The organism is Actinomadura sp. KC216 (assembly GCF_004348535.1).
Classification (GTDB): domain Bacteria; phylum Actinomycetota; class Actinomycetes; order Streptosporangiales; family Streptosporangiaceae; genus Spirillospora.
In genome coordinates this window covers 32,706-53,565 of the sequence record NZ_SMJX01000009.1, presented here as the reverse complement: position 1 = coordinate 53,565, position 20,860 = coordinate 32,706, and the positions used below count along the sequence as shown (strand labels likewise).

The following is a 20,860-nucleotide window of genomic DNA, read 5'->3' as shown; positions in this document are numbered from 1 at the left end:
GGGACGGCACGGGCTCAGGGGGTGCCGAGGCTCCAGAGGCGGACGCCGAGGTCCTCGGGGCAGGTGATGGCGATCGGCCGGCCGTCGATCCGCCCGAACGCGACCGGGACGGCGCCGCCGCGCGCGGACGGCCCGGCGGCGAGCGGGTCGCCGAGCGATCGGCGCGACGGCAGGCTCCACCCCTGGACCGCGCCGTCGGCGCCGCCGACCAGCAGGATCGGCTCGCCGCCGCGCATGCCGAACGTCACGGACAGGACCGCGCTCTCGTGGACGAGCGGGCTGCCGAGCTCGCGCCGCGTCCCGAGGTCCCAGACGCGGACCGTCCGGTCGTAGCCGCCGGTCACCGCGACGGGCCGGCCCGCGAGCCGCCCGTAGGCCACCGCGACGACCGAGTCGGTGTGGCTGGTCAGCCGCAGGTCGGTCCACCGGCGGTCGCCGAGGTCGAGGACGCGGACGGACTGGTCCCACATCCCGCCGATGATCGCCACCGCGGACCCGTCGAGCTCGCCGCAGGCCACCGGCATGGGGCTGGCGTCGTCGGTGAGGGGCGAGCCGATCTGGCGGCCAGCGGCGAGGTCCCACAGGCGCGCGGTGCGGTCGTCGCTCGCGCTGACCGCCAGCGTCCTGCCGCCGACGACGGCGGTCGCGACCGACGTCACCGCGCCGCCGTGACCGCGCAGCGGCTCGCCGACCCGCTCTCCGGCGGCGAGGTCCCACACGGTCAGGGTGCCGTCCTGGCAGCCCGTGACGGCGATCGGCAGCCCGGCCTCCTCGCGGCAGGCGACCGCGAGCACGGGCGCGTCGTGCCGGAGCGGCGGCCCGTGCCGCCGCCGCGCGGCGAGGTCCCAGACGCGGGCCGTCCGGTCGTGCGCGCCGGTGACCGCGAGGGGCAGGTCACCGCACGACCCGTACGCGACGCACCGGATCGTCCCGGTGTGGCCCGTCAGAGGATCGCCGATCGGGACGCCGAACGGCGACGGCACCGGCGGCCCGCCGGAGGACGGCGCCGGCCCGCCCTGGCCGAGCATCGACATCACCCCGGAGGCGGTGGGACGGTCGGCCGGGTCCTTGCGCAGGCAGGCGGAGACGACGGCGCGCAGCGGCTCGGGCACGCCGCCGAGGTCCGGCTCCTGATTGACGATCCGATACATGGTGCCGTGGCCGTTCTCGGCGTCGCCGTGGCCGAACGGCGGCGTGCCGGTCGCGGCGAACGCCATCGTCGACCCCCAGGCGAACACGTCGGTGGGCGGGCCCAGCCGTCCGCCCGTGACCTGCTCCGGCGCCATGTAGGCGGGGGTGCCCCGGCGCTCGTGGTCGCGGTGCGCGATGGTCTCCAGGGCGCGCGCGATGCCGAAGTCGACGATGCGTGCGCCGTAGGGGCCGGTGAGGACGTTGCCCGGTTTGAAGTCGCAGTGCACGAGCCCGGCGGCGTGGACGGCGGCGAGCGCCGAGGCGATGGCCGCGGCGAGCGCCACGACCTCCGCGCGGCCGTACGGCCCGGCCCGCCGGACCCGGTCCTCCACCGACTCGCCCTCGATGTACTCGCTGACGACGTACGGGCGCCCTGCCTGCTCGCCGGAGCCGAGGACGCGGGCCGTGTAGCCGGTGGCCCGCCCGGCGAGCCTGATCTCCCGCTCGAACAGCCGCCTGCCCTGCGGGCTGCCGCCGAACCAGGGGTGCAGCAGCTTGATCGCGACGCGCCGGCCGTCCGGTGCCTCGCCCAGGTAGACGACGCCCTGCCCGCCCGCGCCCAGCCGGGCGAGCACCCGGTACTCGCCGATGTGCCTGGCGTCGCCTTCCAGCAGGGGTTGGAGGGGCACCTTTACGCGTGCTCCAGCGCGTCGATCGACTCTCCGAACTCCGCCACCTGCGGCGAGTCCCCCGCGAACCTCCTGACGGCGCGCAGCAGCTCGGCCAGCCCGCGCGGGTGGTCGCGGCAGGCGCTGACGATGGCGTACAGGTCGGCGCGGTCGTCCCCGCCCGGCCGGGTCCCGAGCCGGGTGGCCAGCGGCAGCGGCAGCTCCGCGACGATCTGGTCGCGCAGGCGGCGCGCGCGGAGCTCCCGGAGGGACATCGCGCGCTCCACGGCGACGTCGAGCGCCGGGGGCGGGTCGGCGACCGTGACGGGCGGCGGCAGCGGCGGCGGCACCGACGGCGGCAGCGGCGGCGGCACCGACGGCGGTGGCAGCGACGGCCGAGCGGGAGCTTTCGGCGGGAGGGCCGCGGGCGGCCGCCGCGCGGGCTCCGCCGGTGGCAGGACGCGCGCGTCGACGATCGTCGGCGGCGCGGCGGGGGCCGGGAGGAACGGCGGGCGGAAGCCCGGAATCCGCATCCAGGCGGGCGCCTCGGTCTCCTTCACCCGCGCCACGATCCGCTCGTACTCGCCAGGGTCCACCAGGCCCAGGCCGTGCCGGATCAGGTCCTCGTGGACGCGGTCCGACGCGACCGCCGCCAGGTCCGCCCCGGTCCGCCGCATGCCCTCCCGGAGCTGCCCGGCCGACAGGATCCGGAACGCGTGGTTGACGGCCGTCCCGACCAGGCCGTGCCGGTCCGAGGTGACCTGCCCGGTGTGCACCGCCACCCGCAGCCGCATCCGCGCGGCGCCGTTGGAGACGTCGTTGTGCCGCCGCACCTCGGCCCGCAGCCGCTCGACCACGGGTGCCAGCAGCGCGGCCGGGTCGGTGTCCGGCGGCGGGACGATCAGCACGCCGTCGCCGCGGTCCTCGCGGTAGCAGGACGCGAAGGGGATCCCGGCGCCGTCGAACGCGGCGTGCAGCCCGTCGTAGAGCGCCTGCCTGAGCCGGTGCCGGACGACGTCGCTCCGCGCGCCGGTCGAGAACGACTCGATGTCGCAGACGAAGAGCGAGCACAGCCCGTTGGGTGTCCAGGGGGCGCTGGAGTGGGACATGCGCTGCCTCGGTTCGTCGGCCGGTCACTGCCTCCGACCGAGGTGTACCACGGGGTTTCACCAGCCCGTCAAGGTCACATGACACACAAGCGGCCGGCGGTGGGCGGCCTCCTGCGGCTCCGGACGCCGCGGCTACGTCGAGCGCCGCACCCCGCACGGACGCACACGCATACACAGACGCAGGCGCGGACGCGGACGAGGACGAGGACGCGGGCGCATGGGTGGACGCATCAGGAAGGGGGTCGCGCAGGTCACCAGGAACACGCCCGCGCAGGCCAGCCAGGTGGTGTGCCGCGGCCCGAGCGTCGCGACGAGGTATCCGGCGGTCAGCGCGCCGAGGGGGAGGGCGCCGCCGGTGACGAAGCGGCCGACGCCCATGACCCGGCCGAGCATGTGCTCGGGCACCCGCCCGGTCTGGTGGTTGATGAGGGCGAAGTTGAGGAGTCCGCCCGTCAGGCTCAGGCCGCCCCAGGCGACCAGGCCGATGACGGGGTCGGCGAACACCGCGACGACGAGGGTCAGCCCGGTCCAGGTCACCATGCAGACGCCGATCGTCCGCCCGTCCCCGAGCCGCTCCTCGATCTTCGGCGCGGCGATCGACCCGGCGAGCCCGCAGATGCCGGACGTGGCCAGCAGCAGCCCGATCTGGCCGCCGGACATCGCGTGCTCCCTGGCCAGGACCAGAAGCGAGAGCACGACCGCCTGGAACAGGAAATTGCAGGCGGCGGCGACGGTGAGCACGGTGCGGAGAAAGGGGCTCCCGAGCACGATCCGCAGGGCGGCCTGGAAGGAGACGGAAGCGGCGGCGTCATCCGGTTCCGCCATTGCTGGATCACGGACGTCGCGCGGCCGGAAATTCTTTGTGCGCATGAGGGAAAGCGCGAATATCGCCCACACCGAGGCCAGCACGCCCACCAAATGCGGAAGGTACTTTCCGCAGCCCAGGAGGAAGCCGCCGAGAGGCCTGCCGAGCAGCTGGGCGAGATGGCCGCGCGCCTCGTTGGTGGCCAGCGCCGTCCGCAGCTTCGCGGACGACACGACGTGCCGGACCGCGGTCACCTCCGCGGCGTGGTAGAGCACCAGGAAGACGCCCTCGAAGAAGGCGAAGAGGATGAGCAGCGAGGCGGCCCACTCCTGGAAGGTGATCGCGCCGACCGGGAGCACCCCGGCCGCCAGCCGTCCCGCCTGCCCGGCGAGCATCAGCTTGCGCCGGTCGAAACGGTCGACGAGCCAGCCCGCGGACAGGTGCATGAGCAGGGCGGGCAGCGTGCTGGCCGCGCTCACCCAGCCCGCCACGACCGGCGAGCCCGTCAGCAGGAGCGCCAGCAGGGGATTGGCCGTGAGGGCGCACATGTGACCCAACTGGGAGGCCGCCGAGGCGCTCCACAGCAGCGTGAAGTCACGCCCTCTCATCGGCTGCCGGGCCTCTGACGACCGTCGCCCTCCGCGAATGCGTGCGACCTGCCGGGTCGCACGCATCCGGCGGGGCGGTCATCGATGGTAAGGATCCGCCGCTAAATGTTAAGGATCCACCGCCTACCGGCGCCGAAGAGCGGGTCACGAGACTCGGATTCATCCGGGGAGATTACCCAGCGAGCGACCCACCCAGCGGGACAACGAATGGAAAGGTGCCCCATCAGTCGCCTATCCCGAGGTCATGAGTTTCTCGGCCTCCGGATGCAGGTGCCGGGGGAGCGGCGGGCGCCGCGCCCTGACCGCCCGTTCGGCCAGCCCGGCGGCCGTGTCGGCCTCGCCGCCGAGGCGCAGGACCCTCGCCACCCGCAGCAGGGCGGGCCCGCTGTCGTCGGCGCTGTCGATCAGGTCGACCTCGTCCGTCCCGGCCGGGCCGATCCCGGTGTGGGTCAGCGTGGCCAGCGCCCACGCGGCACGGCTGGACGGACGGTCCCCGTAGTTCACGCGGTCCAGGTCCCGCAGCGCGGGCCCGCCGCGGCCGAGATCGGCCAGCAGCTCACCGCGCAGCCGGAGCGCCTCCGGCGTGCCGCCGTCCTGGCTGAGCGCGTCGTCGAGGATCGCGAGCGCCGCCTGGGTGCGTCCCGCGTACCAGAGCGCATGGGCGAGCGCCGTCTTCACGAACAGGTCGCCCGGCAGCCGGGTCAGCGCGGCGCGCAGCCGGTTCACCGCCTCGGACGGCCCGTCGCCGATCTTCAACCGGCCGACCGCGGCGAGCAGCATGCCCACGTGCGCGGCGTCCCCGAACGCGCCGTACGCCCGGGCCGCGGTCTCGTAGTGCTCGATGGCGAGACGCTGCTCGCCGTGCTCGTAGGCGATGGTGCCCAGCAGGCATTCGGCGGCCGCGCGTTCCCGGTCGTCGGTGGCCGCCTCGGTCACGGCGCGGGCGCGGTTCCGGGCGGATCCGAGGTCGCGGACGGTGAACGCCGCCTCCGCCTCGTCCAGCCGCCGGGGACGCTCGCGCGCGGCCGCCGCGGCGTCGGGGTCGAGCCGCCGGACCACCGGTCGGAGCCTGCCCTGCCGCAGGCGGTAACGGCGCCTGCCCGGACGTCCTTCCGCGTACAGCAGCCGCGCGTCCAGCAGAGCGGCCATCACCGAACCGGACGGCTCATCCGCTCCCCGCCCGCCGCCTTCGCGGGCCGCGCCGGGGCGGTGGCCGAACTCGTTCCTGAACCATTCCGTGAGCGTGCCGGGGTACTTCCCATGGTCGGTCGCCGTCGCCGCCAGGGCACCGAGGCAGTGGTCGCGGAGGATCCGGTCGACGAGTTCGGGCAGGTGCGCGATCGGCGGCCCGGTTCCGGACGCGGACTCGTCCCAGAGGCGGCGGCAGACGATCTGCAGGAGCGCGGGATCGATACCGTGATCGCTCCCGGGCTCGGCTCCGGGCTCGGCCCCGCCGAGGTCGTCGACCAGCCGCCGGGCGCTCGCCGCGAGCGGGTGGCCGGTGCCGGCCAGGGGCCCGCTGACCGTGCGGACGGCGGCGTCCGGGTCGAATGGGCGGAGCGGGAACCGGGACGCGGCGGAGGGAGGCAGCCCGGCCCGGGCCAGCAGCTCCAGCAGCTCCTCGACGTTCTCGGTGCGGACCGCGATGAGCAGGCGCAGGCGCGGGCAGTCGGCGAGCGCCGCGACCAGCTCCTCGGCGAACCGCGCGGCATGCCGCGCCCGTTCACCGTCCACTGGGAAGAGCAGGTCCGCGTGGTCGACCGCGGCGAGCAGCGGCCGCCCGGACGGCCCTTCGCCACCGGCCCGGCCGGGGCGGTCGCCGGGGGATCTCCGGCGGAGCAGCCCGGCGATCGACGAGCCCGAGATCCGGGTCGGCGGCTCGCCGGGGAACCAGGACGCCAGGACCGCGAACGTGAAGCGGTTGAGGTCCGGGAGCGCGGCCAGCGGGAAGTCGCCGGTGAACGCCGGGCGCCCGATCGGGAGCACCTCGGCGCCGCCGTCCGGGCCGGGACCGAGCCTCGGCAGGACGCCGGCGCTCAGCAGCGAGGTCTTGCCGACACCCGCCGGGCCGTGCAGCACCGTGAGCCGGTTGCCGCGCCAGGCGTCCGCCAGGGCGGCGGCCTCATCGGCGCGGCCCAGGAAGATCGCCGCGTCCGCCGTGTCGAACGGGCGCGGGCCGACGAATGGGGCGTTGGCGCTCATTTCCTGGTCACATGGTGAGAGGCCGGCGGCGGGAAATCGTCCGGATGCGGTCTCCCGCCGGCCGGCCGCCCGTGCACTAGAAGCCGTTGTTCCAACCCGTGGCGTCGGCCGCCGCCGTACGGGTCGGATTGATCACTTCCTGGATCGCGTCCGTGAGAATCGGATTGTCATCCGACTGGAGGAGGTCAGGCGTGATTCCTTGGGTATCGATGGTGAGTGGCGGCATGATCCCTCCTTGTGGATCGGCTGCCCGGCTCGGGCCGTCGTCCCAATATAGCCCCGTCCGGCCGCCTTCTCCTACGTCCAGAACGAAACATTGTTTCCGGTCCGCCGAATTAGGAACGTGTCACGTGACACGTTTCCAGGACATTCCGGTGTGGCGTTTTCCATTCACCGTAGCCTGCCATGTCGTGCCGGATCTAGACTTGCCGAAAGGCAGCGCCCGCACGTGAGTCGGAGGCGGATCTAGTGGCCGGAGAAAAGGGAGTCGCCGGAACGCCGGAGTCGCGCGTCCCGCCGGTCTGGGGACACGTTCCGCCACGCAACAGGAATTTCACCGGCAGGGAAGAGCTCCTGGCGACCCTGCGCGAGGGGATCACCGGGCGGATGACCGCCGTGGTCCCGCAGCCGCACGCGCTGCACGGCCTGGGCGGCGTCGGGAAGACGCTGACGGCCGTGGAGTACGTCTACCGCTACCGGCACACCTACGACGTCGTCTGGTGGATTCCGGCCGACCAGCAGTACCTGGTGAAGGCCGTGCTCGCCGACCTCGCGCCCCACCTCGGGCTGTCGCCGGCGAGCGTGACCGGGGTCGAGGAGGCGGCGAAGAACGTCCTGGACGCGCTGCGCCGCGGCACCCCCTACGACAAGTGGCTCCTCGTCTTCGACAACGCCGACCAGCCGGAAGACCTGTACGACATCCTCCCGCAGGACCCCGGGCACGTGCTGATCACGTCCCGCAACCACCGCTGGGCCAGCCTGGTCGACGCGGTCCCCGTGGAGGTGTTCCGCCGCGACGAGAGCATCGAGTTCCTCACCAAGCGGGTGCGCGACTCCATCAGCCCCGAGGACGCCGACCGCCTCGCCGAGCAGCTGGGCGACCTGCCGTTGGCCCTGGAACAGGCCGGCGCGCTGCTGTTCGAGCGCGGCATGACCGTGCCGGAGTACCTGGAGCAGCTGGCCGACCGCACCAGCCAGCTGCTCTCCCAGGGGCGGCCCGTCGAGTACCCGGTGCCGATGACGGCCGCGTGGAGCGTCTCGGTCGCGAACCTCAGCGACAGCCTCCCGGAGGCGGTGGACCTGCTGCGGGTCTGCGCGTTCTTCGGCTCCGAACCCATTCCCAGGGAGGTCCTCAGCGCGGCGCCGGCGGGGCTGCGTCCCGAGATGGCCGGACTGCTCGACGACACCATCCGGCTGGGGCGCGCGTTCGGTGAGCTGGGGAGGTACGCGCTGGCCCGCCTGGACATACCGGGGCGGACGATTCAGATCCACCGCCTGGTCCAGAAGCTGGTGCAGGACGAGCTGTCCCCGGAAGAGCGCAAGCGCAACCAGCACGAGGTGCATCTCCTCCTGGCCGCCTACGAGCTGGGCGACCCCAACGACGAGTCGAACTGGCCGAAGTACGCCGGTCTCGTGGGGCATCTGGGTCCCGCGGCGGTCGCCGACTGCCGCGTATCCGAAGTCCGCGCCTTCGCCATCCGGATGCTGCGCTACCTGTGGAACTCGGCCAACTACACGTCCGCGACCAGCGTCGCGAAGGGCCTCATCGACACCTGGAGCGCCGCGTCCGGGCCCGAGCATCCCGACGTCATCCGCGCGAAGTTCGAACACACCAACACCCTGCGGGAACTGGGCAGATACGACGAGGTCACCGAGCTCAACGCCGAGGTCCTCAGCACCGCCGAGAAGACGCTCGGCCCCAGCGAGGACATCACCCTGTTCGCGCTGCGCGGCTCGGCCGCCGACCTGAGGGCGCTCGGCGACTTCCGCGAGGCGCTGCGGCGCGACGAGGACGCGGTACGCCGCTTCGAGGACAAATACGGCCCGGACCATGTCGGAACCATCCGCGCCATGAACAACCTCGCTCTCGACTACGGCCTCGTGAGCAACTACAGGAAGGCGCGGGAGCTGCACAACCGGGCGTACTCCGGGTGGCGGCGGCAGGGGCCCGCGATCGTCAAGGCCAGCATGCTCAGCGCGCTGAACGGGCTCGGCAGGGCCGTCCGGCTGTGCGGGGACTTCTCGGAGGCGTGCGACCTCGGCGAGGACGCCTACGCCATCGCGCAGGAGGCGATCGGCCCCGAGCACAACTGGACGCTCCGCATCGGGAAGGACCTGTCCGTCGCGCTGCGCAGGTACGGCGACTTCGAGCGGGCCGAGGAGCTGGCGGCGCAGGTGCAGGAGCGGTGCGTCCGGCTGTACGGGCTGAAGTCCCCCGACACGCTCGCCGCCGCCGTGTGCCTGTCCAACCTCTGGCGCACGTCGGGCCGGCTGGAGGAGGCGACGGAGCTGGCGGCCGACTCGGCCGCCCGGTACGCGGAGATCTTCCCGGAGACGCACCCCTTCACCGCGGCGTGCCTGACCAACCTGGCCATCCTGCGGCGCGTCCAGGGCGACGCGGAGGCGGCGCGGAAGCTGAACGAGCGGGCGCTCGCCGCGCTGGACGCGCGGCTCGGCCGCGACCACGACTACACGCTGACCACGGCGCTCAACCTGGCCAGCGACCTGGCCGCGCTCGGCGAGTTCGACGCGGCCTGCAGCCTCGGCGAGGACACCCTGCGGCGGCTGCGCGCGCTGTTCGAGGACCACTACCCGCTCACCCTGACCGGCGCCGCCAACCTCTCGGCCGACCTCATGGCCGCCGGACGGACGGAGGAGGCGACCGAACTGAAGGACGCTACCCTGGAGACCTACCGGCGAACGCTCACCCTGAATCACCCGGACGCCGTCGTCTTCATGGAGGGCCGCCACCTGGACGCCGACTTCGACCCGCCGCCGATCTGATCCCGACGCGTGCCGGATGGGCGTTCAGGCGGTCGCCGCGGTCGCGGCTTTCGCGGCGGCCTCGGCGGTCGCCGTGGTCGAGGCGTCGCGGCGGGCGCGGATCGTGGCGACCTCCCGGGAGACCTCGGCGTGCACGTGGGTGATCAGGCGCTGGAGGTCATGGCAGTACACCGACGGATTGCGGAAGCCGCTTCCGCTCCGGTACCGGTGCACGTAGTGCCCGGCACCGCAGACGAGCCGCAGCCGGCACGCCCGGCACTGCTCGGCCAGCGCCAGGCCCCTGATCTGCCGGGCGGCGATCGGCGGCAGCAGCAGCGCGGCCTCGAACGGGTCGCGGGACACGTGCAGCACGGTCGCGGACGCGCCCTCGTACGCGGACTTGAGCGAGTCGACCTGCTCGATCCGCCCGTTCGTCTCCACCACCGCGACGGCGATGGCGGAGAGCCCCACCGCCTCGCTCCCGGCGGGCCGCCCGAGCAGCAGCATCATGATGTCGTCGAACAGCCGCACCCTCGTGTGCTTCTCCCGCGACCTGTACCAGCGGTCGAACGCGGCGACGAGCCAGTCGCCGTAAGGCGTGGAGGTATCCGGCGGCCGTCCGGGTGGAGGCGCGTCCCAGTTTCCGTGCGGCAAGAGGAAGTCGATGGCGGGCGGCTCGAAACCGAGCATCGCCTCGTACGTCCGCACCGGGTCGTTCCGCAGCTCGACCGTGCACAGCAGGCCGCTGAACAGCCGCCGGTAGCGCTCGTCGCAGAGCCGCTCAAGGCCCGCCTGCACGGACTGGAAGCTGCCGTGCCCGTTGCTCGCCCGGCGATGCCGGTCGTGGCCCTCTTCGTCGCCGTCCAGGCTGACGCCCACCCGCACGCCGTGCTCAAGAAAGAGGTCGAGGAACGGCCGGTCGAGCAGGACGCCGTTGGTCTGGACGTGGAAGCGGACCTCGACATCCGGCGCGCACGCGTCCCGCACCTTCTCGATCGTGTAGCGCAGGTGGTCGAGGCCGGCGAGCAGGGGTTCGCCCCCGTGCAGGGTCACGTCCACCTGGTCCAGGAGCTTGGCGCGTGCGTGCTCGGCGATGCGTTCCGCCACCCGGTCCACGGTCGGCCTGGCCATCCTGCGCGGCTGGCGCCGCCAGCCCTGGTCGGCCATCTCGTACATGTAGCAGTAGTCGCACGACAGGTTGCAGCGGCTGTGCACCTTGAGGACGAACTCGCGGAAGGGCGTCGGCCGCCATCCCCGTCCCAGCAGGGACGCGACGTCGAGCGTCTCCGGCCATTCGTGCGGGCCGTCTCGCCGTGCGTCAGCCACGCTGGTCGCTCCCCGGGCCGAGAACCGCACCGGTTCTGATGCCACTGGTGCACTTTGCCCTGATATGTACACCCCCCAAGATCGCTAAACGTCCCGCACGGAAGCATGGCGGCTTTCGGCAAGTCTTCAGTTAGGGCGGGCACCGTGGGCCCATGACCGCACGCCTCCTCGTGGTCGAGGACGAGCCCGACATCCTCGAACTGCTGTCGGTGAGCCTGGGCCACAGCGGGTTCGCCGTGCTGACGGCCACGTCCGGGACCGCCGCCGTCCAGGCCGCGCAGCGCCACCGCCCGGACCTCATCGTGCTCGACGTGATGCTCCCCGACCTGGACGGCTTCGACGTCGTCCGGCGGCTCCGGTCGGGCGGCGACCGGACGCCGGTGCTGTACCTCACCGCCCGGGACGCGGTGCAGGACCGGGTCCGCGGCCTGCGCCTGGGCGGGGACGACTACGTCACCAAGCCGTTCAGCCTGGAGGAGGTCGTGGCCCGCATCGAGGCGGTACTGCGCCGCTTCCGGGACGGCCGCGCCGAGCGGCCCGCCCGGCTGGTGTTCGCCGACATCGAGCTCGACGAGGACGCGCACGAGGTGTGGCGTGCCGGGGAACCCATCCCGCTGTCGCCGGCCGAGTTCAAGCCCCCCGGCGTGGACCGCGCCGCGCTCGTCGGCTGGCCGGTGGCGCAGCGGCTCCTCGGCTTCGACGGGCACCCGACCACGATCTACGAGCGGTCCGCGGGCGACACCGTCGAGGACGTCCGCGCGGTGCTGGCCCGGACCGCCGACCCGCGCAACCCCGAGCAGGTCACGGTGAGCCGGCCGTCCGACGGGCTGGCGGCCAGGGCCTTCACCGACCTGCTGCTTGGGGTCGGCGCGATCGCGCTGCTGGTGGGCGGTGTCGGCGTCGCCAACACGATGGTGATCTCGGTGCTGGAGCGGCGCGGCGAGATCGGTCTGCGGCGCTCGCTGGGCGTCACCCGGGGGCAGATCCGGCTGCAGTTCCTGACCGAGTCGCTCCTGCTGTCCGGCCTGGGAGGGCTGGCCGGAGCCGCCGCGGGCGCCGTGGTGACGACCGCGTACGCGACCGCCCGGGACCTGCCGCCGGTGATCCCGCCCTGGGCACTGGCCGGCGGTCTCGCCGCCACCCTCCTCATCGGCGCGCTCGCCGGCCTCTACCCGGCCCTGCGCGCCGCCCGCCTTTCCCCGACCGTCGCACTGACCACGGGATGAGGCCCCTCGATTCGGGGGCCGTCACCGAACCGGCCGGCGGCGGTCACGACCGGACTCGGGCGAGCCGGTAGTCGGCGCCCTCCCGCCACAGCAACCAGCCGCCCGCCGCCCGCACCTCCCCGTGGAGCCTGACCTCACGGCCGGTCCGGACGTCGAGGACCACCGACTCCGCCACGTCCTCGTCCTGATGCGCGGCCGTGTAGGCGACGACCCGGTCACCGGCGGTGAGGCGGCCCGCATAGGCGGGGTCCGCCGCGTGCGGCAGCGCCCGGACGGCCTGGCGCGAGGTGCCGGTGCCCCTGTCGAGCACCCTGAGGGCGCCGCCGTCCGCCCAGGCGATCAGGCGCGGACTCGCAGCGAGGACCGGGTCCGCCGATGCCGCCAGCCGGACGAGGTCACGGGCGGCGCCGTCCCGCACATCGACCTGTCGGAGGCCGGCTCCCGTCCGGACGATCGCGTAAGGGAAGGAGAAGCCCTCCAACGTTCCGCCGACCGGATAGGTCCTTGTCTCGCCACCACAGGCGGTCGCCACCCGCAGAGCGTCGGCGTTGCGGCCCCAGACGAATGCCGGGCCGTCGGCGAAGAACCGGTCTCGTCCGCCCCAGGCCGCGTCGAGGGTCCGGGACGGCCCCGCACCGGCGGGTCCCCGGCAGGCGAGCCGCTCACCGTCGGGCCACAGGTAACCGGCGTCTCCGGCCGCCATCGCCCACAGATAGGCGCGTGTACCGGGCGCGGTCTCGGTGACGAGTGCGGGACGGCCGCCAGCGGGGCCCGCGCGCCAGATTCCGGTGGACCGTGCGTCATTCCCGTCCGCGCCCGCCTGGGGAGCGCCGAGAACGGTGCCGTCCTTGTTCACGGCCATCGCCTCGAACGGCGATCGGCCCGGCAGGTCTCGCGGAATCCGCACGATCGTGCCGCGCTCGACCACGGCGCCCAGATCGGTCGCCGTCACGGTCGCCGGGTCATCGGCGGGGGACCGCTCCGGGGCGGCCTGCATGACCGCAACCGGACCGAGCCCCGCGACCGCGGCGACCACCACGCCTCCGGCCGCCACCCTCCGGTGGCGGGCCGCCGCCGCGCTCCGCATGATCCGGCCCTGCAGCGACGCCGGCGGCTCCTCGTCCTTGAACGGCGCGGTCAGCAGATCCCCGAGCCTCCGCTCGAACTCATCCATGTGGTTCCTCCTGCGTGTCGGCCGCGGCCCGCAGTTTGGCGAGCGCGCGGCACGCCTGGCTCCGCACCGTGCTCGCGCTGCATCCGAGCACGTCGGCGATCTGCTCGTCGCTGAACCCGTCGACGTAGCGCAGCATGAGCACGGCCCGCATCCCCCTCGGCAGCCCCGCCAGCGCCGCCTGCGTCGCGGCCAGCGCGGTCACACCGTCGAGACGCTGGTCATCGGCGGCCCGGTCGGGCGGGTCGGCCATCAACCGCTCCCGGTCGCGCCGCCGCTTGTTGAGCATGAGCCGCACCATGGCCATGCGGACGTAGCCCTCCGGGTCGTCCTTGCGCCGCACCCGCCGCCACCCGGCGCCCGTCCTGGCCAGGGCCTCCTGGACGAGGTCCTCGGCGTCGTGCCGGTTACCCGTGAGCGCGCAGGCGTATCGGTAGAGCGCGGGCAGCCGGCTCGACACGAAATCGTCGAACCGGGCCAGCTCGTCGTCCGGCACGATGCACCTCCTCACACCCAAGGACACGCGACCCGGCCCCGGCGCTGCACGCGACGGTGGCCGAGCCCAGGCATGTTCTCTCGCTCAGAACCGGCGCGCCCACCGGCTTGCGCATCCTTTGCGCTCGCGCCTCTCCGGCTGACGAGCCGCCGCGGTCGTCGGGTGCCGGGTCAGGTGCGGCGGATCAGCTTCGTGTAGCCCGCCACGAACAGCGTGGCGAACGCCCATCCCAGGAACTGCGGCACCCATCCGGCCGCCACGATCCACTGTTCCCGGTCGGAGGACGCGACGAGGTTGCACCGTGTCCGCCGCGTCGTGCTGAGGACCGGGATGGCCAGCTCGATCCCCAGCCCCACCTGGTCGACGAACTGGCAGTGCTGCACCTCCGACCTGGCGGCCGGGGCGGTGCCGGGCCGTGCGGGCACCTGGACGGCGCCGGTCGTCTGCGCCGCCACCACGGTCAGGACCACGGTCGCGGCGACGGTCAGGGCCAGGCCGGCCAGGGCGCGCCAGGTCTGGTAGCCGTAGCCGAGCACGATGCGCAGGACGTGCAGGCGCAGCCGTTCGGCGCGCGACAGCCTGCGCCCGCCGGCCAGCAGGTCGTCCTGCTGGGCGATGAGCACACGGCGGGCGTCCTCGTCCCACCCGGCGGCGGTGTAGACGTCGGCGAGCTGCCGGTAGGGCTGCGCCGCGTAGATGGCCCGTTCGCGCAGGAAGGCGATCCATTCGGCGCACGTCATGCCGTGCGGGACCATCCGGTAGGTGAGCCCGTCGAGGGCGACGAGGTCGCGTCCGGACGTCCCGGCCAGGTCGGGCCGCATGCTGAGCGTGCGGCCGAGCGTCACCATGCGGAGGTCGACGGCGGGCGCCCCCGCCCCGCCGGTCACGGTGGCGCCGTCGCAGACCAGGCTCCCGCCGATCTCGGCGCCGGTGAGCCACACGACACCGTCGGGATGGGCGCCGGTGGCCGTCATGCGGACGAGGAAGACGTCCGTCTCGGCCCGGACGCCCTCGGCGGCGAGCGCGCACATCCCCTCCCCGGCCAGGTCGGCGTCCTCCAGGCTGAGCTGGCCGCGGACGGTGGCGCCCCGCAGCACGACCACGGCGGCCTCGGCGGTGCCCGCGCGGCGGCCGTCCCCGCGGCCCCGCGCCCGCAGCTCGCGCAGCAGCAGGTTCCCGCCGACGTCGGCGCGCTCGGCCAGCAGCGCCGCGCCGCCGGCGCCGGTGATCTCGGCGCCGACGAGGTCGAGGTTGCCCTCGACGGTCGCGCCGACCAGCCGCACCGCCCCGGCGCCGCCCGCCGCGCGGAAGCCCGCGCGCAGCAGCACGTCCCCGTCGGAGCGCAGGTCATCGGCCAGCAGCGCGACCCGCGTGCCGGCATCGATCACGGCGCCGGTGAAATTGGTCTGCCCGCCGATGCGGGTTCCGTGCAATTCCACCGGCCCGGCGCAGGAGATCAGGCGGGCGTCCAGGCCATTGTCGATGCGCGCGTCGTTGGCCTCTAATCCGGCGAGCTTGGAGCGCGTCAATACGAGCCTGGGGAGCCGCGCATGACTGATCTTGATCGGCTGCTCGGCCGTGCAGGACTCCAGGAAGAGGCCGACCGGCAGTTCCGCCCCTCGGAGGTCCAGGGTGCCTGCCAGCCGGACGCCGCTGAGGATCACTCCCGGCTGCGGAGGAGGCTCCAGGTAGTTGCGCCCCAGCAGCAGATCGCGCAGGAAGTCCGCCTTCACGACATCGCCCGCGCCGCCGCTCTCATTCCGAAATGCCCCATTAGGTCGGAAAACAGTTGGGTGTCCGGACTCAATGTGCTGGAGAAGGGCGAGTTCGGCCGGAAGTAAAGGCATTGGCATGGACGTATCTTAGAGTGCCGGATGCCATATTCGTCCCAGCATGGCTAAGGTACTCTGAACCAATGATCGGCCCCCGGAAATGATCAACCGTGATGCTCGAATACCGCCATGATTGGCCGGAACCCGCCGCGCGGCCCGGCCACTTCGTGCATCTGCCCGCGCAGATGGCCGAGGTGATCCGGAGCCTGTCCGACGAGCGCGGCACGCTGGCCGCCCTCGGGCGCGCGGCCCAGGCCACCAGGGTGCCGGTGAGCGCGCAGTCGCCCGCCTACTTCGGCACGTGGCACACCGCGGTGAGCCTGAACGGGCGCTACCTGTCGGCGCGCGGGAGCGCTGGCGCGGTGCTGGCCGCGATCGACCGCAACCTGTGGCACGCCGTCGCCCGGCTGGCCCGGGTCTCGGAGAACTACCGCCTGGCCGAGGCGGAGACGCTGGAGACGGTCCGCAGAATCCTCGCTTCGTTCTCCGACACCGAGGTATGGCGGCGCGAGCTGTCGTCCACCGGCTCGGTGTGGCCGCGGCTCGGCGCCTCCCCGCCGCCCGGCCCGGCGCCGTACCGGCCGGTGCCGGGCCCGCGCGTGGACGTTCCTCCGGCGGGACGACCTGTCCTGACGCAGCTGACGCTGCCCCGCGACCGTCCCATGCCCGAATCCGCCGACCGGTACATGCCCCAGCTGATCGCGATGTGGTTGCGCCCGCTCAAGGAGGTCCGGGCCTGGGAGGCCCATCACGCCACCTCCCGGGAGCTCTACACCGCCACCAGGACCTTGCACACCCTGGGCGACACGCTGTTCGCCCAGGCCCACCGGCTCGCGGACGCCTGGAGCGACCGGGCCTCCCTGCACGCCCAGGGCAAGCTGCGCCGCATCCACGCGACCACCACCGGCCTCGCGGTGTTCACCGGCGCCCTGGAGGTCGTCGAGCGGCACACGGCCGAGGCGCTGGAGCAGGTGCTCGGCGACCTGCCCTCCGGGCGGGCGCTCGTCCCCAACCGCGACCGCGACGACCGCCTCGCCCGTGCCTTCGACGACCTGACGGCCTGGTACCGCGACGTCGCCGACGGATATCCCGCCCACCTCGCCGTCGACCTGCCCTTCGGCGGGATCGACCCGCCGGAGGGGCCGCCCCGTCCGGGCGTCCAGGTCCCGCCGGTGCCGCCGGTGCCGCCGGTGCCGCCGGTACCGCAGCCCGCCGCGCCCCGCGCCGAGGAGACGTCCGAGGTCGCGCCCCCGGTGATCGGCGGCGGGCCGTACGACGGCCGGGCCGAGGTCTCGATCAACCGGTGGCTGCCCGAGCCCGGCCCGGCGGCGCCCCCGGTGATCGGCCTGGAGTAGCCGCGGCAACCGGGGATATCCCTTTGCCGTGACCGGCGTCCCGGGCATCCTGGACAGATGATCAGCAGAAGGGGCGGTCATCGCCCGGCTCGATGCAGGAGACGGCGCTGCGTCATGACGCGACGTCCGCGGCGGGGTTCGCCGAGCGGCTGCGGGCGGCCGGGCATCCGCTCGCGGACCTGCCGCTGCGCCCGGCCCCCGCGGAGCGCGAGCACGCCCTGACCGCGTACCCCTAGCCCCCGAAGCCCGCATGGCGCCTGCCCGGCGACGGCGCCCCGGAGGCGCCCGGACCTCCCGGCCTCGACATCGCGGCGGAGGCGGGCGGCTGGCCCGAGGCGCCGCGGGCGTGCACCGCCTTCCGCGACTGGACGGCCGACGCGGAGGACATCGAGGCCCGCCTGTTCCGGCTCGGACGCCCCATCACCGCCGGCGAGTTCGGCTCGTCGCTGCTCGGCGCCCTCCCGGCGGCGAGCATCGGCCCGACCGTGACCGGCGTGCGCAGGGTGACCACCGCGGCCGTCCTGCGCAGGCTCTTCGGCGCGGCGGCCGGCGGCGGCGCGTACGGGCCGGGCATGCACGGCGCGTACGCGCGCCGCGCGTCCTGGGAGTCGCTCGCCGCGCTGTCCGAAGTCCAGGAGCTCGACGTCGCGGCCATCGAAGAGGCCGCCGACCGGTGCGTCTGGCTCTTCTACACCTCGGACTGGCATATGCGGATCATCCCGGCGCTGGACGTGGGCATTGCCGCCCTCCGCCCAGACCGCCGGACCGTGGCCGTACTGGCCGCCACGGACGCCGACTGATCGTCAGCCGGTCGCCGACTGCGGCCTGTGCTCACGCATCGCCGCGTGCCGGGTGTCCAGAGCGGCGTCGTCGGTCAGGAACCCGCCGGACTGGTGGCGCCAGAGACGGGCATAGGGCCCCTCGGCCTGGAGGAGTTCCCGGTGGGAGCCGTCTTCGAGGATGCGGCCACGGTCGAGGACGATGAGACGGTCCATGCGGACGACCGTGCTCAGGCGGTGCGCGACGACCAGCGCGGTGCGGTCGCGCATGAGGTGCCACAGCGCCTCCTGGACGAGAAGCTCGCTTTCGGAGTCCAAGGCGCTGGTCGCCTCGTCCAGGAGCAGGATCGGGGCGTCCCGGAGGATCGCGCGGGCGAGGGCGACGCGCTGCCGCTGACCGCCCGACAGCTTGACGCCGCGCTCGCCGACCAGCGTGTCGAACCCGTCCGGAAGGCCCTCGACGAACTCGGTGACATGCGCCGCCCGCGCGGCCTGGAGGATCTCGGCCTCGGTGGCGCCCGGCCGGGCGAAGCCGATGTTGTCGCGCACCGACCGGTGGAACATCGCGGGTTCCTGCGGGACGTAGGCGACCAGGCCGCGCAGGTCGCTCTGCCGCAGCCGCGCGATGTCCTGGCCGCCGATGAGGATCCGGCCGCCGTCGACGTCCATGAGACGCAGCAGCAACCGGGTGAGGGTGGTCTTGCCGCCGCCGGACCGGCCCACCAGGCCGATCTTGGCGCCGCTCGGGATCTCCAAGTCCAGCCCCTCGAACAGGGGCGGGCCGCCGCCGTGCGCGAAACGCACCCGCTCGAAGCGGACCGCGGCGTCTGCCGGGCGCAGCGGCTGCGGGTCGGGCGGGTCCACGACCGTCGGCGGCTCCAGGAGCAGCTCGGTGAACTGCGCGCTCTCGGTGAGCGTGCTCTCCAACCGCCGGTAGATCTGGTTGAACTCGAACATGATCCGGGTCGCGTGGGTGTAGTAGGAGAACGTCACCACGATGGCCTCCACGCCGAGCCCGCCGCGAAGCGCCACCGCGACGAGCAGCCCCAGGGCGCTGGTGAGGATCGACATCGGAGCGACGATCGTGTCGACCCGCATGTTGGCGTAATCCCAGGAGCGCAGCGCCAGGCGGTGCTGCTCGGCGATCCGGTCCCGGAACTCGGCGGCCTCCCGCCTCTCGGCGGCGAACGCGCGGACCGACTCCATGTTGGTCATCACGTCGGCGACGTGGCCCGACACCCGCACCTTGGCTGCCTCGCGCTCGTCCACCAGATGCTGCCGGCGGCGGATGAGCGGCGCCACGATGAAGCCGGTGAGGACGATCAGCCCCACGAGGACGACGACCAGGAGCGGGTGGTACCGCCACAGGATCACCGAGGCGAAGGACAGCGGGATCAGGTTGGCCACGACCGAGAAGGTGAGCGTGTCGCCGAAGTTCTCGAAGCCGCCGGAGAAGCTCAGTACCCGTTTGGTCAGCGCACCGGCGAAATTGTTGTGGAAGAACGCGGCGTCCTTGGCGAGCAACGCGTCCATGCCGTCGATGCCGAGCGATTCGATGCCTCGCCCGTTCACCCGGTTGAGGAAATGCAACCCCACGCGCCACAGGGCCTCACCCGCCAGCCCCAGCCCGGCGAAGCCGAGAACATAGGGTAAGAGCGCGTCGAAGTCGCTTTCACCGCCGTCGGCCAGATGCCCCACCAGCGCGGCGACGGCCAGCGGTGTCAGGTAGAAGAGGCAGATGTTCCCGAACGCCGGCAGCGTCAACCCGGGAAGCGAGAACCGCCACTCGCGGCGCAGCACGGTGCAGTAATAGCGCAGGGCCAGCAGAACCGCTCGCTGCCGGGGTGACCGGCCTTTCTTGGAGCCACCTCGTACTCCGAGCACAGGCACCCGGCCACCCACCCTCCATGCCGCCGCGCTCCTATGCTGCCTCAGACCGTCCGGCCGAAGCGAACGCTTTTTTGCGCGCACGGCAAGGGCGGCGCGCATTCTTTGCAATGAAGGGCTGATTCCTGCGCGCGTTGATGACCTCTCCGATCGATACCCCGGCATGGTGAGGTTGTTGTTGCGGCGACGCCATTCATGTGGGTGCGCTCCGTCAGCGCGAGCCGCCCGGCTCGGCATTCACCTGTTCGGTGTCCGGTGTGCCGCTGGACGGCGCCTTCTCATGTTCGAGGACCAGCAGGGCTATGTCGTCGTGGTCCTGACCGCCGGGGTGCGTTCTCAATTCCTCGAGCAACCGATCGAGGAGCTCGCCGGAATCGGCGGCCAGCAGGTCCGCGACCCGCTGCTCGAAGGGGTAGGCGAGCCCGTGCTCGTCGCACGTCTCGATCGCGCCGTCGGTGTAGAGGACGAGCCTGTCGCCCGGGCGGAACGGGACCGTCGCCGGTGGGCACCAGTCGTCCGCGAGCCCGAGCAGGCCGAGCGGCAGCACCGTGTTGGAGTCGTCGAGCGGCTGCGGCTTCCCGGCGCCCAGGAGCAGGGGGCATGGATGGCCGTAGCTGAACAGCTCGGCCGTCTCGGTGTCGGCGTGGATCTCGACGAGGACCGCGGTCACGAACTTCTCGGAGAACTCTCCCACCCGGGTGGCGACGAAGGAGTCGAGCCGTCGCCCGATTCCTTCGAGCCGGGGCTCATGCGGGGCCAGCGCGCGGAACGCGCCGAGCACGTCGGAGGCCATCTGCACCGCCGCGAGCCCGTGCCCGGACACGTCGCCGATGATGGCGCGCACACCGAACGGCGTCGACACCACCTCGTAGAGGTCGCCGCCGACCCGGGCCCCGGACTCCGCCGCGCTGTACCGCGCGTGCACCCGTAACGGACCGCAGCGCTCGGGCACCGGGCGCAGCAGCGCGTCCTGGACGACGTCGCTGATCTGGCGCAGGCCGGACAGCTCGCTCCGCATCCGGACGTAGTGGCGGACGGCCAGCACGCCCACGGCTAGGAGGACGACCGCGACGGCCGTGACGCCCGCGAGCAGGCCCCGCAGCGGGGTGAGCGGTATGGCCGCCGAACCGGCCATGACCACTGCGGCAGCCGCGACCGATCTGGCCCTGCAGCTGAAGCGTGGCATGTGCGGCCTCGTCTTCGCGGAAACGGACGGACCCTCGACGATAGCCGCTAGTAGCGATGCATATGCGAAAAGTGAACTATCGGGCGCGTCCGCCGAT

The 20,860-nt window shown here is 73.2% G+C and carries 16 protein-coding genes; 5 read left to right on the top strand and 11 right to left on the bottom strand.

The window, feature by feature from the left end; genetic code table 11:
• Positions 1-14 precede the first annotated feature (14 nt).
• The 5 genes from E1264_RS42965 to E1264_RS42955 form a co-directional block, all read right to left on the bottom strand.
• Positions 15-1,820 carry a serine/threonine-protein kinase gene (locus tag E1264_RS42965; RefSeq protein WP_165963938.1) on the bottom strand — a complete coding sequence of 602 codons (1,806 nt, stop codon included), beginning with the start codon at positions 1,818-1,820 and terminating at the stop codon, positions 15-17.
• A 2-nt stretch (positions 1,821-1,822) separates the two neighbouring features.
• Complete coding sequence (locus E1264_RS42960; protein ID WP_165963937.1) at positions 1,823-2,908, bottom strand: hypothetical protein; 1,086 nt, start codon at positions 2,906-2,908, stop codon at positions 1,823-1,825.
• Positions 2,909-3,040: 132 nt separating this feature from the next.
• Positions 3,041-4,321, bottom strand: coding sequence for an MFS transporter (locus E1264_RS02965; RefSeq protein ID WP_165963936.1), 1,281 nt, complete (start codon positions 4,319-4,321; stop codon positions 3,041-3,043).
• Positions 4,322-4,552: 231 nt separating this feature from the next.
• On the bottom strand, positions 4,553-6,523 hold the full coding sequence (locus E1264_RS02960; protein WP_132169292.1) for a tetratricopeptide repeat protein: 1,971 nt from the start codon (positions 6,521-6,523) through the stop codon (positions 4,553-4,555).
• 76 nt (positions 6,524-6,599) lie between these two features.
• On the bottom strand, positions 6,600-6,749 hold the full coding sequence (locus E1264_RS42955; protein WP_165963935.1) for a hypothetical protein: 150 nt from the start codon (positions 6,747-6,749) through the stop codon (positions 6,600-6,602).
• Between the two features lie 242 nt (positions 6,750-6,991).
• On the opposite strand from E1264_RS42955, the gene fxsT reads away from it, so the two are divergent.
• Positions 6,992-9,526 (top strand): FxSxx-COOH system tetratricopeptide repeat protein, encoded by a 2,535-nt coding sequence (gene fxsT, locus E1264_RS02955; protein WP_132169289.1) that lies wholly within the window; start codon positions 6,992-6,994, stop codon positions 9,524-9,526.
• Positions 9,527-9,550: 24 nt separating this feature from the next.
• Here the strand turns inward: fxsT and E1264_RS02950 are convergent, their stop codons facing one another.
• Positions 9,551-10,831, bottom strand: a complete 1,281-nt coding sequence (locus E1264_RS02950; RefSeq protein ID WP_243710710.1) for an FxsB family cyclophane-forming radical SAM/SPASM peptide maturase — start codon at positions 10,829-10,831, stop codon at positions 9,551-9,553.
• 152 nt (positions 10,832-10,983) lie between these two features.
• Here E1264_RS02950 and E1264_RS45065 point away from each other — a divergent pair, with 152 nt between their 5' ends.
• A complete protein-coding gene (locus tag E1264_RS45065) occupies positions 10,984-12,057 on the top strand; it encodes a response regulator (protein ID WP_132169287.1) in 1,074 nt (357 codons plus the stop codon).
• A 43-nt stretch (positions 12,058-12,100) separates the two neighbouring features.
• Here the strand turns inward: E1264_RS45065 and E1264_RS02940 are convergent, their stop codons facing one another.
• The 3 genes from E1264_RS02940 to E1264_RS02930 form a co-directional block, all read right to left on the bottom strand.
• A complete protein-coding gene (locus E1264_RS02940) occupies positions 12,101-13,231 on the bottom strand; it encodes a hypothetical protein (protein ID WP_132169285.1) in 1,131 nt (376 codons plus the stop codon).
• Positions 13,224-13,724, bottom strand: a complete 501-nt coding sequence (locus E1264_RS02935; RefSeq protein ID WP_207935683.1) for a SigE family RNA polymerase sigma factor — start codon at positions 13,722-13,724, stop codon at positions 13,224-13,226. Before E1264_RS02935 ends, E1264_RS02940 begins: the two co-directional genes overlap by 8 nt.
• Positions 13,725-13,894: 170 nt before the next feature.
• On the bottom strand, positions 13,895-15,457 hold the full coding sequence (locus E1264_RS02930) for a hypothetical protein (RefSeq protein WP_132169280.1): 1,563 nt from the start codon (positions 15,455-15,457) through the stop codon (positions 13,895-13,897).
• Positions 15,458-15,669: 212 nt separating this feature from the next.
• On the opposite strand from E1264_RS02930, the gene E1264_RS02925 reads away from it, so the two are divergent.
• The 3 genes from E1264_RS02925 (at position 15,670) to E1264_RS45060 (ending at position 17,711) form a co-directional block, all read left to right on the top strand.
• Positions 15,670-16,911, top strand: coding sequence for a hypothetical protein (locus E1264_RS02925; RefSeq protein ID WP_132169278.1), 1,242 nt, complete (start codon positions 15,670-15,672; stop codon positions 16,909-16,911).
• A 92-nt stretch (positions 16,912-17,003) separates the two neighbouring features.
• Positions 17,004-17,147, top strand: a complete 144-nt coding sequence (locus tag E1264_RS42950; protein ID WP_165963934.1) for a hypothetical protein — start codon at positions 17,004-17,006, stop codon at positions 17,145-17,147.
• Between the two features lie 150 nt (positions 17,148-17,297).
• Positions 17,298-17,711 (top strand): DUF6183 family protein, encoded by a 414-nt coding sequence (locus tag E1264_RS45060; RefSeq protein ID WP_347813358.1) that lies wholly within the window; start codon positions 17,298-17,300, stop codon positions 17,709-17,711.
• A 3-nt stretch (positions 17,712-17,714) separates the two neighbouring features.
• Here the strand turns inward: E1264_RS45060 and E1264_RS02910 are convergent, their stop codons facing one another.
• Entirely contained in the window at positions 17,715-19,580 is a 1,866-nt protein-coding gene (locus E1264_RS02910) for an ABC transporter ATP-binding protein (RefSeq protein ID WP_243710709.1), read from the bottom strand.
• A gap of 208 nt (positions 19,581-19,788) precedes the next feature.
• A complete protein-coding gene (locus E1264_RS02905) occupies positions 19,789-20,712 on the bottom strand; it encodes a PP2C family protein-serine/threonine phosphatase (RefSeq protein WP_207935682.1) in 924 nt (307 codons plus the stop codon).
• Positions 20,713-20,860: the final 148 nt, after the last annotated feature.

Coding starts and splice junctions, on each gene's coding strand:
- E1264_RS42960 (WP_165963937.1), bottom strand. CDS start 2,908: ATGTCCCACTCCAGCGCCCCCTGGACACCCAACGGGCTGTGCTCGCTC.
- E1264_RS02965 (WP_165963936.1), bottom strand. CDS start 4,321: ATGAGAGGGCGTGACTTCACGCTGCTGTGGAGCGCCTCGGCGGCCTCC.
- E1264_RS02960 (WP_132169292.1), bottom strand. CDS start 6,523: ATGAGCGCCAACGCCCCATTCGTCGGCCCGCGCCCGTTCGACACGGCG.
- E1264_RS42955 (WP_165963935.1), bottom strand. CDS start 6,749: ATGCCGCCACTCACCATCGATACCCAAGGAATCACGCCTGACCTCCTC.
- E1264_RS45065 (WP_132169287.1), top strand. CDS start 10,984: ATGACCGCACGCCTCCTCGTGGTCGAGGACGAGCCCGACATCCTCGAA.
- E1264_RS02940 (WP_132169285.1), bottom strand. CDS start 13,231: ATGGATGAGTTCGAGCGGAGGCTCGGGGATCTGCTGACCGCGCCGTTC.
- E1264_RS02925 (WP_132169278.1), top strand. CDS start 15,670: ATGCTCGAATACCGCCATGATTGGCCGGAACCCGCCGCGCGGCCCGGC.
- E1264_RS42950 (WP_165963934.1), top strand. CDS start 17,004: ATGCAGGAGACGGCGCTGCGTCATGACGCGACGTCCGCGGCGGGGTTC.
- E1264_RS02905 (WP_207935682.1), bottom strand. CDS start 20,712: ATGGCCGGTTCGGCGGCCATACCGCTCACCCCGCTGCGGGGCCTGCTC.